The sequence below is a fragment of the Weissella viridescens genome, from assembly GCF_003862435.1.
Lineage (GTDB): Bacteria > Bacillota > Bacilli > Lactobacillales > Lactobacillaceae > Weissella > Weissella viridescens_A.
This window is the reverse complement of sequence record NZ_RHGY01000002.1, coordinates 83,770-100,563: the sequence shown is the minus strand read 5'-3', so window position 1 is coordinate 100,563 and position 16,794 is coordinate 83,770. Positions and strand designations below refer to the sequence as shown.

The 16,794-nt window shown below is 40.9% G+C and carries 17 protein-coding genes; 2 read left to right on the top strand and 15 right to left on the bottom strand.

Going from position 1 to position 16,794, the window contains the following annotated elements; genetic code table 11:
* Window positions 1–2: 2 nt before the first annotated feature.
* The 15 genes from D3P96_RS03110 to D3P96_RS03040 form a co-directional block, all read right to left on the bottom strand.
* Window positions 3–716 carry a response regulator transcription factor gene (locus D3P96_RS03110; protein WP_124942939.1) on the bottom strand — a complete coding sequence of 238 codons (714 nt, stop codon included), beginning with the start codon at window positions 714–716 and terminating at the stop codon, window positions 3–5.
* Between the two features lie 106 nt (window positions 717–822).
* On the bottom strand, window positions 823–2,043 hold the full coding sequence (locus D3P96_RS03105; protein ID WP_124942938.1) for an MFS transporter: 1,221 nt from the start codon (window positions 2,041–2,043) through the stop codon (window positions 823–825).
* An 82-nt stretch (window positions 2,044–2,125) separates the two neighbouring features.
* Window positions 2,126–3,259 (bottom strand): RNA polymerase sigma factor RpoD, encoded by a 1,134-nt coding sequence (gene rpoD, locus D3P96_RS03100; RefSeq protein ID WP_124942937.1) that lies wholly within the window; start codon window positions 3,257–3,259, stop codon window positions 2,126–2,128.
* Window positions 3,259–5,142: a DNA primase gene (gene dnaG / locus D3P96_RS03095; RefSeq protein ID WP_124942936.1), complete on the bottom strand. Its 1,884-nt coding sequence runs from the start codon at window positions 5,140–5,142 to the stop codon at window positions 3,259–3,261. The genes rpoD and dnaG overlap by 1 nt, the downstream gene beginning before the upstream one ends.
* Before the next feature lie 79 nt (window positions 5,143–5,221).
* Window positions 5,222–6,571 (bottom strand): MDR family MFS transporter, encoded by a 1,350-nt coding sequence (locus tag D3P96_RS03090; RefSeq protein WP_124942935.1) that lies wholly within the window; start codon window positions 6,569–6,571, stop codon window positions 5,222–5,224.
* A gap of 152 nt (window positions 6,572–6,723) precedes the next feature.
* Window positions 6,724–7,782, bottom strand: coding sequence for a SepM family pheromone-processing serine protease (locus tag D3P96_RS03085; RefSeq protein WP_124942934.1), 1,059 nt, complete (start codon window positions 7,780–7,782; stop codon window positions 6,724–6,726).
* 6 nt (window positions 7,783–7,788) lie between these two features.
* The gene (gene coaD, locus D3P96_RS03080) at window positions 7,789–8,265 is read right to left on the bottom strand and encodes a pantetheine-phosphate adenylyltransferase (protein ID WP_124942933.1); all 477 of its coding nucleotides are present in this window, start codon (window positions 8,263–8,265) and stop codon (window positions 7,789–7,791) included.
* Between the two features lie 3 nt (window positions 8,266–8,268).
* Window positions 8,269–8,820 carry a 16S rRNA (guanine(966)-N(2))-methyltransferase RsmD gene (gene rsmD / locus D3P96_RS03075; RefSeq protein ID WP_124942932.1) on the bottom strand — a complete coding sequence of 184 codons (552 nt, stop codon included), beginning with the start codon at window positions 8,818–8,820 and terminating at the stop codon, window positions 8,269–8,271.
* Window positions 8,820–9,137 (bottom strand): YlbG family protein, encoded by a 318-nt coding sequence (locus D3P96_RS03070; RefSeq protein WP_124942931.1) that lies wholly within the window; start codon window positions 9,135–9,137, stop codon window positions 8,820–8,822. Before D3P96_RS03070 ends, rsmD begins: the two co-directional genes overlap by 1 nt.
* 8 nt (window positions 9,138–9,145) lie before the next feature.
* On the bottom strand, window positions 9,146–10,369 hold the full coding sequence (locus tag D3P96_RS03065; protein ID WP_124942930.1) for an FtsW/RodA/SpoVE family cell cycle protein: 1,224 nt from the start codon (window positions 10,367–10,369) through the stop codon (window positions 9,146–9,148).
* Between the two features lie 154 nt (window positions 10,370–10,523).
* Complete coding sequence (gene typA / locus D3P96_RS03060; RefSeq protein ID WP_124942929.1) at window positions 10,524–12,368, bottom strand: translational GTPase TypA; 1,845 nt, start codon at window positions 12,366–12,368, stop codon at window positions 10,524–10,526.
* A gap of 72 nt (window positions 12,369–12,440) precedes the next feature.
* Window positions 12,441–13,253 (bottom strand): inositol monophosphatase family protein, encoded by an 813-nt coding sequence (locus D3P96_RS03055; RefSeq protein WP_124942928.1) that lies wholly within the window; start codon window positions 13,251–13,253, stop codon window positions 12,441–12,443.
* A 12-nt stretch (window positions 13,254–13,265) separates the two neighbouring features.
* Window positions 13,266–13,547, bottom strand: coding sequence for a UPF0223 family protein (locus D3P96_RS03050; protein ID WP_124942927.1), 282 nt, complete (start codon window positions 13,545–13,547; stop codon window positions 13,266–13,268).
* Window positions 13,548–13,560: 13 nt separating this feature from the next.
* A complete protein-coding gene (def, locus tag D3P96_RS03045; RefSeq protein WP_124942926.1) occupies window positions 13,561–14,136 on the bottom strand; it encodes a peptide deformylase in 576 nt (191 codons plus the stop codon).
* A gap of 50 nt (window positions 14,137–14,186) precedes the next feature.
* Window positions 14,187–14,672: a hypothetical protein gene (locus D3P96_RS03040; protein ID WP_124942925.1), complete on the bottom strand. Its 486-nt coding sequence runs from the start codon at window positions 14,670–14,672 to the stop codon at window positions 14,187–14,189.
* A 204-nt stretch (window positions 14,673–14,876) separates the two neighbouring features.
* Between D3P96_RS03040 and D3P96_RS03035 the strand changes: the two genes are divergently transcribed.
* Complete coding sequence (locus D3P96_RS03035; RefSeq protein ID WP_124942924.1) at window positions 14,877–15,089, top strand: DNA-directed RNA polymerase subunit epsilon; 213 nt, start codon at window positions 14,877–14,879, stop codon at window positions 15,087–15,089.
* Window positions 15,090–15,092: 3 nt separating this feature from the next.
* Window positions 15,093–16,775 (top strand): ribonuclease J1, encoded by a 1,683-nt coding sequence (rnjA, locus tag D3P96_RS03030; protein WP_185696073.1) that lies wholly within the window; start codon window positions 15,093–15,095, stop codon window positions 16,773–16,775.
* Window positions 16,776–16,794: the final 19 nt, after the last annotated feature.

Genomic DNA, 16,794 nt, shown 5'->3' with positions numbered 1-16,794 from the left:
TCTTAGTCCTCCGCTTTACCGGGATCTTCAAATCGATAACCCATCCCACGCACCGTTTTAATCATTGCGGGATGCTTTGGATCTTGCTCAACTTTTTCACGTAAATGCGACAAATGCATGTCCACCATGCGTGTATCGGGACCACCATAATCGTAACCCCAAACACCGTGCAAAATTGTTTCACGGTCTAACACGCGCCCTTCACGTTGGGCCATATACGTCAGTAGCTCATATTCCTTGGGTGTTAACTTAACATTTTCGCCTGATAGCTGAACAGCCATCTTATCATAGTCGATTGCCAGATCCCCATAGGTTTTGATATGACCATCATCTTGTTCAGTTTTACCACCATGCTCAAATCGACGTAACACCGCCTTAATCCGCGCAATCACTTCGCGTGGACTAAATGGCTTCGTTACATAATCATCAGCACCCATCTCTAAGCCTAAAATCTTATCAACCTCATCATCCAATGCTGTGACCATGATAATTGGGACATCAATTTTTGCTGCGCGAATATCGCGAGTAATTTCAACACCGCTTTGATTAGGTAACATGACATCAAGTAATATCAAATCAATTTGCTTGTCTTTGATGGTGTTTAAAATATCATCACCATCATTTTGCGCATAAACTTCATACCCTGCTTTTTTCAAATTATACGTTAATAACGTTACGAGTGACGGTTCATCGTCAACTACCAAAATTCGTGTCATTTTTATTACCTCAAGTATATATTTATACAAAATGGTTCCTCTAATTTTAACACGAAAAAAAAGATAACTGCAGTCTTTGCAGTTATCTTTTTTATAATTTATAAAATTATGCTGTTGCATAACGCCGACGCATAATGGTTTTAATGGCAATCATTCCAGTGATCATCATCAAACCAATCACCAGTAAGGTCCAAACGCCCAACTTAGAAACGCTATACCCGAAAGTAATACTTACAATCGGTGCAAATAAATCAGTGGCGAAAAATGAAATCCCAAAGACACGTCCAAGATACTCAGATGAACTCTCCTCTTGTCGTACCGTATTGACCTTGATGACGAATGAAGATCGAACGAATCCATTCATAATAATCACAATCACCAGCGCCCAAATGACATTCACAAAGGTCGCAACAATAAAGGCAAAGCCCAATACGTAGAAATCCAAGTAAAGTGTATTTAAGTTATTAAACCGGGTATAGTGCGCTAACAAGAATCCCGCAACAATTCCTGAAATTGCTGCTGCCGTTAGAGCTAATGAATATTCATTTGCCGTACCGTGGTACGTTTTTTGCACCAAGAAGGGCATTGAAATAATGAAGGCCTCAAAACAAAAGTTCGCCCAAACCGTAATGAGCATTGATTCAAATAGCTTTGGCATTTTCCAAACGTAAGTGAATCCATTTTTCAAACTTTGAATAAATGGCTCTGAAACCCGCTCAATCACTTCAGGATGTGTTCGGATGGCTAAATTAATCCCTGCTGTCAAAAGTAATAACATACCATATAAGAACATAAAGCTCCGTAAATTAATCCAATCCATGCGGAGCAGAATACCACCGACGAGTGGTCCCATAGCCTGACCGGCAGAAAAGGCCGCACTCACGTAAGCATTGAAGCGTGCTAACCCAGATTTTTTAATGACATCTGGTAGAATCGCTCGAGCTGCAGGATACTCATAGGATATGTCAATATACATCACCGCAGTAATGGCAAATAGAATCCAAGTCTGCGGATTAGCGGGATTAATCATCAATGATAAGATGATCATTCCGATGGCACCAAATAAATCAGATAGCACCAACACCCACTTACGATTAAAGCGATCAAGCACCGCCCCCACATACATATCATTTAGTAAATAAACAAAAAAACCAAATCCAGTTAGCCACCCTAATAGTTGGGCGTTCCCATAAGTTGAAACTAAAAACCAATTCAAGCCAAAGCGGTAAACCCCTTCACCAAAAACTGATGCAAAATTCGATGTTAACAACGGTAAACTAAAATTACTAAGTTTCTTTTGTCGTTGTTGTTCCTGGGTTGCTTCCATATTTCCCAGCCTCCATTATTTTTTTGAAAAAACAAAAAGCCGAAGAACAATAGACATTATCCTCCGACTTTTAAGTCATCTTTTAATCTAAGAAATCACGTAATTGCTTTGAACGTGATGGATGGCGTAACTTACGTAGCGCCTTCGCTTCAATTTGACGGATACGTTCACGTGTCACGCCAAATTCCTTTCCAACTTCTTCCAACGTACGTGTACGTCCGTCGTCCAAACCAAAACGCAAACGTAGTACTTGTTCTTCGCGATCAGTCAGCGTATCAAGCACGGATTCAAGTTGCACCTTAAGCATTTCATAGGCAGCTGAATCCGCAGGTGAAATGGCTTCATTATCTTCAATGAAATCACCCAAATGTGAATCATCCTCTTCACCGATTGGTGTTTCCAATGAAACAGGTTCTTGAGCAATCTTTAGAATATCACGCACCTTGTCTGTATTGATGTCCATTTCGGCACCAATTTCTTCAGGCGTTGGTTCACGACCCAAATCTTGAAGCAAATTACGTTGAATACGAATCAACTTGTTAATCGTTTCGACCATGTGCACTGGAATACGAATTGTACGTGCTTGATCAGCAATGGCACGTGTAATTGCTTGACGAATCCACCAAGTGGCATAAGTTGAGAACTTGAATCCCTTACGGTAATCAAACTTTTCAACCGCCTTCATCAAGCCCATGTTTCCTTCTTGAATCAAGTCCAAGAATTGCATACCACGACCAACGTAACGCTTAGCAATTGAAACAACCAAACGGAGGTTCGCTTCAGCTAATTCTTGCTTAGCTTCTTCATCGCCTTGTTCAATGCGTTCAGCTAACTCAACTTCTTGGTCCCCTGTTAGCAAAGGTACACGACCAATTTCCTTCAAGTACATCCGCACTGGGTCATTAATTTTCATCCCAGTTGGTGCATCAGCAGCTTGCTTCAATTCCTTTTCAGAAAGGGCAGTCTTACGATTCTTCAAGGCACGTTCTGTTGGCTCACCCTTTTCGTCAACAATTGAAATACCAGCTGATTCAATCTCATCATAAGCTTCATCAATTTGATCTGAATCCATTTCCAAAGGCGTAATTAATTCCTTTTGCAATTGATCCTCTTGAATTTGCTTATCAGCCTTGTGGGCTTTGATAACCTTTTTGATAGCTTTATCAAAATCTTCTTGTGACATTTCTTTTGCGGTTGTCTTCTTTTTTTCTGCCATCATCGGTCTCCTTGTTCTCTTAATGCTTGTTGCTTACGAAGCAATTTAATGATTTCAACACTTTTTTGTGCAATTTCTGAATCATTATGCATACTTTTAGCTTCGGCCAATTGTTGCGTCAATTTCTTAATCTGGGCTTCCAGTGGTTCTTCTTGCATCATCACTTGCATGTAATCTTTGACATGCGTACGATCTTCGAACAGCTCATCTGGAATATCTTGAATGGCGGCTAAAATCCGAATTAATTCAGGTTTTTGCACATAATCCATAAAATCATTAAGATTATCTATCGTTGTTAATTGATGAGCCTCTCGATAACCTGTTGCGAGCATATACAGGGTTTCATATGGCACATCCGCAAACGTGAAATCCGGTTGTTGCGTCACCTCTAACCAAACATCATTATCCCGTAGCATCCAAGCTAACAACATGCGCTCAGCCTGCTCTACCCGATTTAATTGCTCATCTGGTAATGGAAATTCTGGTGCTTCAGGTGGTTCAACCAAGCCATCTGCATACGAAGGTGCTGCTTGTTGCGGAACCGGTTTTGTTTGACGTGTTGCTTGCCGTTGCATCAACATTGGCCGAATTTGGTCGGTCAATGCATCAAAGCTAATATTAAAATCATCTGATAGTTGCCGTAAATAATTTTCACGGACAACGGCTTCGTCAACGGATGCAATTAAATGCAAAGCCTGGTCAATGTAATCAAATACTTCATTCTGGTTTGAAAAATCACGATCCTGTCGCAGAAATCGTAAATTAAACGCAATCGGATTTTCATTATGGTGCGCCAACACATCATTTAATGCGGCGGCATCATGACTACGTAAATACTCGTCGGGATCTTGATTATCCGGAATATGTGCAACGACTGGTGTCATTTGACTATTTTGCTCAATCAGATCCAAGGCACGTTTCGTGGCATTTTGCCCAGCGGCATCGGAGTCATACGCAATTGTAATGTTATCAGCGATGCGATTCAATTGGCGTACTTGATCAATCGTCAAAGACGTTCCCATTGACGCAACACTATTTTTAATGCCCGCTTGGAATGCGGCAATCACATCCATGAACCCTTCAAACAAAATGACATCGTGTGATTTTTTAATACTATCACGCGCCAAATCTAAATTAAAAAGTTCATTCGACTTATCAAATAATAAGCTCTCTGGACTATTCACATATTTAGGTTGCGTATCATCCGCATTTAATCGACGACCAGAAAAGGCAATTGGATGCCCATACTGATCACGAATCGTGAAAAGGACGCGATCGGCAAACCGATCATGTAATGTCCCGTCGTCCCAAACAACAAATAGTTCTGAGATGCGGAGCAATTGATAATCTACTTTTTTATTCTGAAAATAATCAAGTAGAAAATCATTCCCTGGTGCATACCCCAGCATGAATGCGTCGATTGTTGAATCATCTAAACCACGGTCATGCAGATAATTAAGCGCCGTTTCACCGGCTTGTGTGTTAACTAATAAATGATGATATAACTTTGTTGCATCTTGATATAACTCACGTAAGGCCTGTGTTCTTTCGTCAACAGGCTGTGCTGCTTCATTATTGAGATATTTATCATCGATGTCAACACCAGCCAAAGGGGCCACTTTTGCGACCGCTTGAGGAAATGAAACTTGATCAATATCCATGACAAAGCTGAATACATTTCCTCCACGTCCACATGAAAAACAATGAAAAATTTGTTTGTCTTCATTAACTGAAAAAGATGGTGTTCGCTCTTCATGAAACGGACACACACCAAACAAATTCCGACCTTGTTTTTTTAATGGTACATAAGGTGATATCACATCAACAATATTGACTCGTTCTCTAATCTCAGTTACGACATCCTCTGGGATTCGTGTTGGCATCACCTGCACCTCCAATCACTGAGTGGACACAGTTTCACTCCATATAATTATACTGGTTTTTGTGGATAATGCAACTTGACTAAGCTTTCGCCTTTAACTGTTTTTTAACAAACCAAAAACAAAGTACTGACCCCACCATTAAGGCAGTTAGTAACCAAACGCCATATTGAGAACCTAACATGATACCCTGACCATCCGGATGGGTTGTAACCGTTCGAGAAAAGATTTGTGCCACAATGGCCGTCGCGCTTGCACCGACAAATTGTTGCATGGTATTCAAGATACTATTTCCATCCGCACTTTGTGTTTCAGGCAATGACCCCAAAGTTACCGTCATAATATTACTATAGGCTAAACCTGTTCCTGTCATCAATAACATGTGCGCTAGTAGCAACGTCCAAAAACTCATAACTGGGAAGAACACACTCATCAACACTAACCCAGTTGCTGAAAGTGTAATACCACCCAAAATTGGCTTAACGGCACCAATCTTATCTAAGAGGCGTCCTGAAATTGGCGCTAAAACAGCACCGAGCACGGCACCTGGAAACATGAAGAGACCAGCTTGTGTTGATGTCACATGTAGCCCCAATTGCAGATAATTTGGGAGCACGAACGATAGACCTAAAAGCATCGCTTGATAGACTAAGAAACTGTAAGTTAGCCCATCAAAAGTTTTGTTTTTAAAGACAGCTAAGTTGAGCATTTGACGACGACGGTTGAAATAATAAAAGGCAACTAAGAAGACCAAACTGAGTGCAAAGTACTGCCAAGATAGTTGTTCAACAGCAATTAATAGTGTACTCAATCCAACAGTTAGCGTTAAGAAAGCCCCCCAACTAAAGCGTTCAGTGCGTGCGACTTGTTCATTTGGGATACTCATCAAGCCCATTGCCAGCGCTAGGACAATCAATGGAATCAAAAACCAAAAAATACTTCGCCATCCAAGACTACTAAGCAAAATACCGCCATACGTAGGTCCGATTGCTGGTGCAATTGACGTTGTCATCGTTCCAATTCCCATCATCACCCCACGCTTATTCATAGGTGACTTCGTTAAAATAATGTGGAACATCAGTGGTAAGGCAATTCCTGTTCCAACACCTTGAAAGATGCGTCCACCTAGTAAAATCGTTAGGGTTGGTGCCCAAGAATCAAGCAGAACACCAACTAAAAATAGTAAATTAGCGATAATAAATAATTTCTTAACTGAATAATTCTTCAATAAAAATGCAGTTACTGGAACTACCACTGCAATTGCAAGTAGATATCCAGTTGTCACCCATTGAATGCCACTCGCATTCGTATTAAATTCTTGCATCAAATGTGGGAACGTGACATTCATTGATGTCTCAATTAAGACACCACTAAAACTCATTAACCCAGCTGCGATCACCGCCGCTAGCACATGCCATTCTTTTGTTTTCATTTACCTACTCCTTTATAATTTTCGACATAATAAAAGACGAAATACCACAAATAAATGCGGTATTTCGCCTCTCTTATCGGTGTGCTTGTGACACACTATCTGTACGAAATAACTTGATTAACAATATCAAATTCTCGTTCGTTCGTCAAATATTATTTGGAAAGTTCGGTGACGGCTTGATCAAATGTTTGAATTGGAATCACTTTCATGTCTGGCGCATATTTCTTGGCCGTCTTTTTAGCAAGTTGATAATTCGTCAGACCTTTTTCTTCATACTTCTTCGTCAAGTCATTCGGCTTGATATACGGAGCTAAGAAGATCTTAACGCCGGCGCGGTTAGCGGCAATCACCTTCTTATCAATCCCACCAATTTCACCCACGTTACCATCCTTATCAATCGTACCGGTTCCAGCAATTTTACGCCCATGTGCTAAGTCAACCGGTGACATCGCATCATACATTTCAAGTGAAAACATCAATCCACCTGATGGTCCGCCCAGATTACCTAAATCAGCTGAAATTGGTCGTTTTGATGTCACATCTACATCATCAGTCAACATAATGCCAATTCCTGATAAATCTTTCGTACCAGCCAATGGCACTGTTTTCCCAGTCGCTTCATGATGTTTGTGATTACGTTGGTACCCGACAGTTAATTCAGAACCGACCTTGCGACTACGAATCGTCTTTTGAAAGGCCTTCGCACTGTCATACTTATGATGGTCAATCGAATCAATGGTGTCCCCCACAGCCAACTTTTTTTTGAAATTAGAGTCCGGTTGAATCCCCATCACATAGATACCATTAAACTTACGTTGATATGGAACTTTCGCAGCTTTATAGGCATTTGCTTTGGCCTCATTAACCGACGTTTTCATATAAATTTGATTGACTTTTTGATCATCCGCCATGTTCTGGCTACCACCGAGTGCTTCTGCTTTAGTTTGAATATCAGACGTTGGTTCAAATACATTAATCATCAAAGTAATTGCATTTAGCGGTACTAACGCCACTGAAGTTAACATAAATTCACCATTTAACTTCGGTGCTTTCTTATCAACTTTAATGTAGTTGGCCAGGTTCTCAGCGGAGCCTGGTTTCTCCGCATAAAGTGGTAGTGGTACGACTAACCCAATCACAAATAATACGGCCACTGTTGTCAGAATAACCGTTCGATGTTTTTTTAACGATGCTTTAAACTTGTTCCACATTGTCCGCTACCTCATTAATTTCTGCTGCATGGCTTTTGCCACCGGTGCTGGCACAAATTCGGTTACATCTCCACCTGCTTGAGCCACCTCTTTAATCATTGAACTTGCTAGCATTGTATTTTGTGGTTTTGCTAACAGGAACATGGTGTCCAAATCACCAATTACAGTATTCATTTGTGCAATTGGTTCTTCATACATAAAGTCCTGGGCATTTCGTAATCCGCGAATAATGGTCTGAATACCATGGTCTTGTGCGTACTCAGCAGTCAAACCGTTAATCGTCACAACTGAAACATTTGTCTGACTAGCAACACTTGCTTTAACTAACGCTTCGCGTTCAGCCAAAGAAAACATACCATTTTTACTTGTATTATTGGCAACACCAACGACAATTTCATCAAAGATTTCGCTGGCGCGTTCAATAATATCAACATGTCCATTTGTAATCGGATCAAAACTTCCTGGAAATAGTGCTTTTTTCATGGATTAACCTTCGTATTCATAAATCGTAATGACTGTAATACCGTAATCACGTTCCTTCACTTGCTGGAAACCTGAAATTGTTTCAGGTAAATCAGCATGTTGATCTGTTTCCGCTACTAAAACCGCATTGTCAGCCACGAGTCCGTGATCAATCAGTTGTGCCACATCTTTTACAATCGTTTGTTTCGCATACGGCGGATCAAAGTAAAAGACATCAAAGGGTTCTGTGCCCTCCAATCGTGCGATGGCACTTTCAGCAGACGTCTTCATCACTTGAAAACGATCCGGCTCTTTTGTCACAGCAATATTGCTGTTAATTGTTTTGATGGCCGCATATTGCCGGTCAACTAAAACAGCTTCGTCAATTCCACGTGAGACACCTTCAATCGATAGACCACCTGATCCAGCATATAAATCAAGCGAACGACCGCCATCGAAATAGGGTCCAATCATGTTAAAAATGGCTTCTTTCACTTTGTCAGTCGTCGGACGGGTTGCGTCTCCGGGGACGGCCTTCAACGGACGACCACCAAATTTTCCACTTACAATTCGCATTACAATTCCTCTTCTTGCGCCACATCATCAAAGACATCATCGGTATCAACCGCAAAATCAATCTCTTCCATACTCTGTTGTCCCCCAACAGTGGTATCAATTTCTGGCCAATGGGAAATTTCCACGTGGTCAACAAATCCTAAACGTTCAATTAATTTTTTCTTGGTTTCAACGTCGACCTCATCAACATAGACTGACGCAAATTTCATTTTATTTGAAATATAGTTTACAATACCAAATCTGCGTAGTTGTCGCGCTTGGCGCATATTTTTTAAATAGACGATTAACGCGCGACGCTTAGTTGGTTCAAAATTCATTGTCTTCCTTACCTTTCTCGATCAGCCTCTAAACGTAACCGACCAATAATATTTAACACGATTCCCATCATAATTCCCCACGCTAGTAATGATGATCCCCCATATGAAATCCATGGAAATGTCACTCCTGTAATCGGCAAAAGACCAGTCACACCACCCAAATTAATTAAAACTTGGACCATGATAAACATTGCAGCACCGTATAAAATCAATCTGAACTCCATGTTTCGTGTACGCGTCCCGTACATGACAATTCGCCAAACGATAATGCCAATCACAATTAACACTAGGATAATTGAAACTGCACCGAGTTCCTCACCAACAACGGCCATAATAAAATCAGTATTTGGTTCAGGTAGAAATCCAAGTTTTTGAATACTGTTACCCAACCCGCGACCAAACAACCCACCATTACTAATGGCATAATATGAATTGATTAACTGATGTCCACTATCGCCCGCACTCCACGGATTTACGAAAGCTTCAAATCGTTGTAGCTGATATGGCATGAAGTTCAGATGTTGTAGGTATGGAATCAAAATTGGCATAATGAGTAAGCCCGTAATGATTAACACAACCACCAAGCATAGCCAAACGGCAGGAACACCTGCAGCTAGGAACATCACTCCAGCAATTGCGAGTAGAATCCCAAAACCACCAACGTCAGGCATCGTTAAGTCGAGTAACATCCCAATAACTGGTAATAACGTAATGTGCCAATTTAATAGCATTGGTGTCAATTGTCGTCCGGGCTCAGCTTTATACTTTAAAACATCACTAAATTTCATTGCTAACCATAAAATCATCACAATCTTAAAGTATTCCACGGGTTGAAAACCGAACCCAAAAAAGTACAACCATCCACGTGCTCCACTCGTCACTGGCCCAAAAAATCGGGTGTACGCTAAGATGATGACCAAGCCGATCATTGAAAATTTTACTGTGCGTCGATAACTTCGCTTTTGCCATGGAATCCCAATTGCAAAAAGAAACAATAGAATCACCACAGATAAGATGGCAAAGATACTTTGTTTAACAAAAAAACTCGTGGCCGATCCAGTCGCCATACTTGTACTAGATGTAAAGACCATGGCGGTTCCGAATATCATTAATCCAACGATTGAACAGAAAATCCAAGGATCTAAGTATTTAAATTTTATGCTCATGGCTTGAAAAAAAGCCCGAAACCCATTCATTTGTTTTGGCTGACGCTTTGAATCATTAACTTGCATAAAGCATCACTCCTTTTTATTTAATCGTAACTCTTATTTTATCATACTTCATAATCGACAACTTGTTTGGTTCGCCTATTCACGTGGTTTTTCATATAAAAAAAGAAGCATTCACTCATTTTTGAGTAAACACTTCTCGTTTATTGACTTTAAATTAACCTTGTTGTGCTGTCTTACGACGCTTAGCAGCCTTTTCACGTTCTGCTGTATTCAAAATTTGCTTACGAATACGAACGTGTTCTGGTGTTACTTCGGCCAATTCGTCTTCAGCCAAGAATTCAAGTGATTCTTCAAGCGTCATATCACGTGGCGTCTTGATTGAAGCAGTTTGGTCCTTGTTAGAAGAACGCACGTTAGTTTGATTCTTCGCCTTTGTAACGTTAACTGAGATATCGTTGTCACGAGAGTTCATTCCCACAACCATACCTTCATAGACTTCGTCACCAGGGTGAACGAACATTGTTCCACGATCTTCAACACCCATGATAGCGTAGGCTGTTGTTGGACCTTGGTTGATTGAAACAAGTGTTCCGTTACGACGACCTGGGTTCCAGTTCTTAACGATTGGTTGGTATTCAGAGAATGTGTGGTTATAGATACCATATCCACGCGTCAATGACATAAATTCAGTTGAGTAACCAATCAAACCACGTGATGGAACAGAGAATTCCAAACGAGTGGTACCAGTACCAGTAGGTTCCATGTTAATCATGTCACCCTTACGGTTTGATAATGATTCGATAACAGAACCTGAGTATTCGTCAGGTGTGTCAATTTGAACAGTTTCGTAAGGTTCTGAATCAACACCATCAATGTTCTTGAAGATAACTTCAGGACGTGAAACTTGAAGTTCATATCCTTCACGACGCATTGTTTCAATCAAGATTGAAAGGTGCAATTCACCACGACCAGAAACTAACCATGCACCAGCTTCATCTGTATCTTCAATACGCAATGAAACGTCAGTGTGCAATTCGCGACGAAGACGATCTTCAATTTGACGGGCGGTAACAAACTTACCTTCGCGACCAGCGAATGGAGAGTTGTTAATACGGAATGTCATTTGCAAAGTTGGTTCGTCAATACGAAGAACTGGCAAAGCTTCAGGACTATCAGGACTAACAACAGTTTCACCAACTGAAATTTCTTCCATACCTGAAATGGCAATCAAGTCACCAGACTTGGCTGAATCAATTTCGATACGATCAAGTCCCATGTAACCGAACAACTTTGTAACACGGAAGTTACTCTTTGTTCCATCAAGCTTCATAACGGTAACATTGTCACCAAGGGCAATCTTACCGTTGAAGACACGTCCGATACCGATACGACCCAAGAAGTCGTTATAGTCCAACAAAGCAACTTGGAATTGCAATGGTTGGTCTGAAGTATCTTCAGGTGCTGGAATATATTCGAAAATATCGTTGAAGATAGGATCCATTGTGTGTTCTTGTGTTGACAAGTCAGGATCTGAAGATGAAGTTCCGTTCATCGCTGAAGCGTAAACAACAGGGAAGTCCAATTGGTCTTCATCAGCACCCAACTCGATAAATAGGTCAAGCACTTCGTCAACAACTTCTGTAGGACGTGCACCTGGACGGTCAACCTTGTTAACAACCACAATAGGTGTCAACTTTTGTTCAAAGGCTTTCTTCAACACAAAACGTGTTTGTGGCATTGTACCTTCAAAGGCATCAACAACCAAAAGCACACCATCAACCATTCCCATGATACGTTCAACTTCACCACCGAAGTCCGCGTGTCCTGGTGTGTCCAAGATGTTAATCTTCTTATCACCAATTTCAACGGCCGTATTCTTTGAAAGGATTGTGATTCCACGTTCCTTTTCAATATCGTTGGTATCCATTGCACGATCACCAAGTTCTGTACGTGCATCAAGTGTATCTGATTGCTTCAAAAGCTCGTTCACCAAAGTAGTCTTACCATGGTCAACGTGGGCAATGATTGCAATATTACGTAAGTTTTCACGTTTTGCCAAAATTCTATTCTCCTTAAATGTTATCCATCAATTTCTCAGTTAAATCATTCTCATCATTTAACTGAATGATATTCATAAACGAATATCCGTGCCTGCTTCGACACCGTTTGTTTGTTTCTCAATCCTCATGATTTGCTCATGAGCGTTGGGAGTTGAAACTACTACTGAATTTGATAGTAACATATTCAGTGGTTCACCGTCAATGTCACTTATCATTAATCCGAATGATTTTGCTAAGGCCGCCCCAGGCGCAAAGTCCCATGGTTTCATCTTGCTCATATACCCGATTGCGCGTCCTTCAAGCACATGCATAAATGAGATGCCAGCAGAACCATAGACCCGAAAGCCGAGTGCCTGCTGTGAGACTTGAGGGAGACCCATTTGATTGGCAATTAAGCGGGCTCCAGACACCACCATAAGGCCATCAGCTAGTACTTTATTCATTGGTACCGGTAATGACGCATTGTTCTTAAATACACCAAGTGCTGGCCCCCCATGAATAATGTCATTTTGCATCACATCCATAATCCAAGCACAGACTGGTTCACCATCGTGGTATAACGCCAACATGGTGGCAAACTCCGCCCTTTGTTCAACAAAATTGAGCGTGCCATCAATGGGATCAATATACCAAACATCCCCCATCATTGATGAAACGTGATCACCATACCCCTCTTCACTAATAATCTGAGCTTCGGGCATTAATGTATGAATTTGCTGAACATAATATTGTTCAATTTCACGATCAACATTTGTCACCAAGTCACGTGCATTTGTTTTTTCATTAACTTGAAGTGGCATCTGCATATCAGCGACGATTCGGGTACGGGCTTCAGCCAACCAATCCAGGACCTGTTCGTCTATTTGTTTAGGTGTGAGTGACATTCGTTGCCCTCTCTAAACATCCATTTTGACGCGTGCACGCTCAGAACTTCGTGCAGCTTGCATCACACGATAAATGGAATAGTCACTTGCTTGTGAAAATTCACGATCTAATTGCTTTTCTTCTGACTTGCTTGGCACAACTGTCTTAAAGTCTTGATATGCGGCTAATAATTCGTCACGTTCAATGCCAACTTCATACGCATTTGCAACTGCATCGTAGAGGCGGCTGGCCTTAACAATGTCATCTGTTGACCATCCTTCTAAGAAGGGATAATTAAAATTTTTATCAGCCATATTTCTTCCTTAATTAAATGTAACGTGTCCCATTATGCTCTTGCCATGGTTCTGCGCGGTTAATGTGGTCGTAGTACAGCGTTCCATGGAGGTGATCAATTTCATGTTGGAAAACATCCGCTGGATAACCTTGGAGTTTAATTTCTTGTTGCACGCCATCCTCATCTTGATATTTCACAGTAATGCGATATGCCCGTTCAACAAATCCAGCTTGGTCTTCATCAACTGATAAACACCCCTCACCGCCAGCTAATGCTTGCTGCTTAACTGATTGACGTGTAATAACCGGGTTATAGATGGTTCCCTTAAAGAAGTACGTGCCCTCATCATCTTCATGTCCATCAACGTCTTCATTGCGAATCAAAATTGAAGCATATTGCTTTGAAACGCCAACTTGTGGTGCAGCTAAGCCAACACCTGGACGAAGCCCATATTTTTCATTTTCTTTTTCATCTTGGCTAATGATGAGATATTCCATCATATCTTTAGTGACTTGTTGATCTTCTTCTGATAATGGGAAGTCAACTTTTGCAGCTTGCTTTCTAAGTACAGGATCACCATCCCGTACAACTTGGTCCATTCGATACATAGGTTATTCATTCCTCCATGTCATAATTTTATTATGGAAATAGTATAGCATTAATTGGATTGATTGAGGCGCCTTAAATCATGTAAATACGCAACTGTTTCAGCATTAACCACGTGGGCCACATCTACATGTAAACTGTTGCCCGCTTGGTTAAACCATAAGTCCGTAACAACAAAGACAGGTTCAGCCTGATCATAAGGTTCAAGCTGATGTATCTTTGCATATGCTTGTAAGCCGTTATTGAGTTTTCTTCTGAGCATATCGGTATTCACTTTTCGTTCAACCGGCAAAATAAATTCAAACGCCATGACTTCATGGCCCCAGATATTGGCAACCAATGTCGAACGAAACGGCTTACTATCTTCAATAATACCCAAACTCGGGTCTAACTCTTGCACAACTGAATTCATGGCAGCATTCACCAATTGTTGTGATTCAATAATTTGTCGTTCAGTTAATTTTCGCCCTGTTCGACGAAAGACGGTTAATAGAATTAAAATCACAACTACGGTCGCACCAATAATAAAGATTTTCATAGATTTACCTTCGCCATTTTCTCAATTAAAGAACATATTTCTTCATATTCTAGTATGCCACAAAATGATAAGAGACGGGTAATTTTAGCCACCCCACATCAAAAAAAATGCGAGCTCTTGCGATATACTAGTTTTATCGACCAAATTCTGATATTATATTAGATAAGACTATACGGAAAAATAGATTTATTAAAGGAGTTTTTTATGATTTTCAAAGTATATTATCAAGAATCAAAGCAACGTAATCCAAAGCGTGAGGACACTCACTCACTTTACCTAGATGTTCCCGACCAACCAACTGCGCGTCGCGAAGTCGAACAAAACACAGAATACAATATCGAACAAATTGAACAACTTTCAGAAAAGGCCCTTGCTTACGAGCAACAAAGTCCAGATTTCAAGTTGACGGAGTTTTAATTTATGAGCAATATGGAGCTAAACATTAACCCTGATGAAGCAGCGGTTTATGCTCTGGGTGGCTTAGGTGAAATCGGAAAAAACACATATGGGATTCAATATGGTGACGAAATCGTTATCATCGATGCCGGTGTTAAGTTCCCTGAAGATGAGTTATTAGGAATTGACTATGTTATTCCTGACTATACTTACATCAAGGAAAACCGTGACAAAATTAAAGCCTTAGTTATTACCCACGGGCACGAAGATCACATTGGGGCCATTCATTTCTTTTTAGATGCTGTGAATGTACCAGTCTATGCTGGTCCCCTTGCAATGGCACTTATTAAGAACAAACTAGAAGAACACAATCAATTAAAGACAACTGATCTTCATGAAATTGATGAAGATACTGTTTTAACTTTTGACAAGTTAAGTGTTGAATTCTTCCGTACAACGCATTCAATTCCCGATACTTACGGTGTGGCTGTCCACACCCCAGTTGGAACGATCGTTGAAACAGGAGACTTTAAGTTTGACTTCACCCCTACGACTAAGCAGCCACCTAACTTACAAAAGATGGCTCGCATTGGTTCTGAAGGTGTCCTACTCTTAATGTCTGATTCAACCAATGCTGAACGTGCTGAATTTACAAAGTCAGAACGTTGGGTTGGAAAGACCATTGACAAGCTATTTGACGAAATTGATGGCCGCATCATTTTTGCAACATTCGCATCAAACATGTCTCGTGTGCAAATGGCAACCGAAGCTGCCCTAGCCCATGGTCGTAAGATTGCAGTCTTTGGTCGTTCGATGGAAAGCGCGGTAACAAATGGTCTTGCCTTAGGTTACCTTGATATTCCAGAAGAAATGTTAATCGATGCGCATGAAGTCAATAAGCTACCACCTGAAAAAGTCTTAATTCTATGTACTGGATCACAAGGTGAGCCAATGGCCGCATTGGCCCGAATCGCCAACGGTACGCACAAGCAAATCAAGATTCAACCAAACGATACTGTTATCTTCTCAAGTTCACCTATTCCTGGAAACACTGCGTCTGTTGACCGTGTTATCAATGAATTAGAAGAAGCTGGAGCAAACGTCATTCACGGTAAGGTGAATAACATCCACGCCTCTGGTCACGGTGGACAAGAAGAGCAAAAATTGATGCTTTCATTGATTAAGCCCAAGTACTTTATGCCTGTTCACGGTGAATACCGTATGCTCAAGGTCCATGAAGGTTTGGCTCACGATGTCGGGGTTCCTGAAGATAATACCTTCATCCTCGATAATGGTGATGTCCTTGCCTTAACCGAAGACTCTGCCCGAATTGCCGATCACTTCCCTGCTGAAGATACGTATGTCGACGGAAACGGAATCGGTGATGTTGGGGCTGCAGTGCTTCGTGATCGTAAGTTACTTTCAGAAGATGGCTTAGTCGTTGTCGTTGCAACGATTGATCTAAACAACAAAGAAATTACGGCCGGACCAGATATTCTATCACGTGGATTTATCTACATGCGTGAATCAGAAGATTTGATTAATGAAGGTCGCAAAGAAATTTTCCATACAATTTTGATGGCCATGCGTGAGCCTAATGCCAGTGAACACAGTATTCGTAATGCTGTTGTGTCTCACTTGCAACGCTTCTTATATGATAAGACAAAGCGTCGCCCACTCATCCTACCAATCTTCATCATGGTATAAGAAAAACACCTAGAGTCCT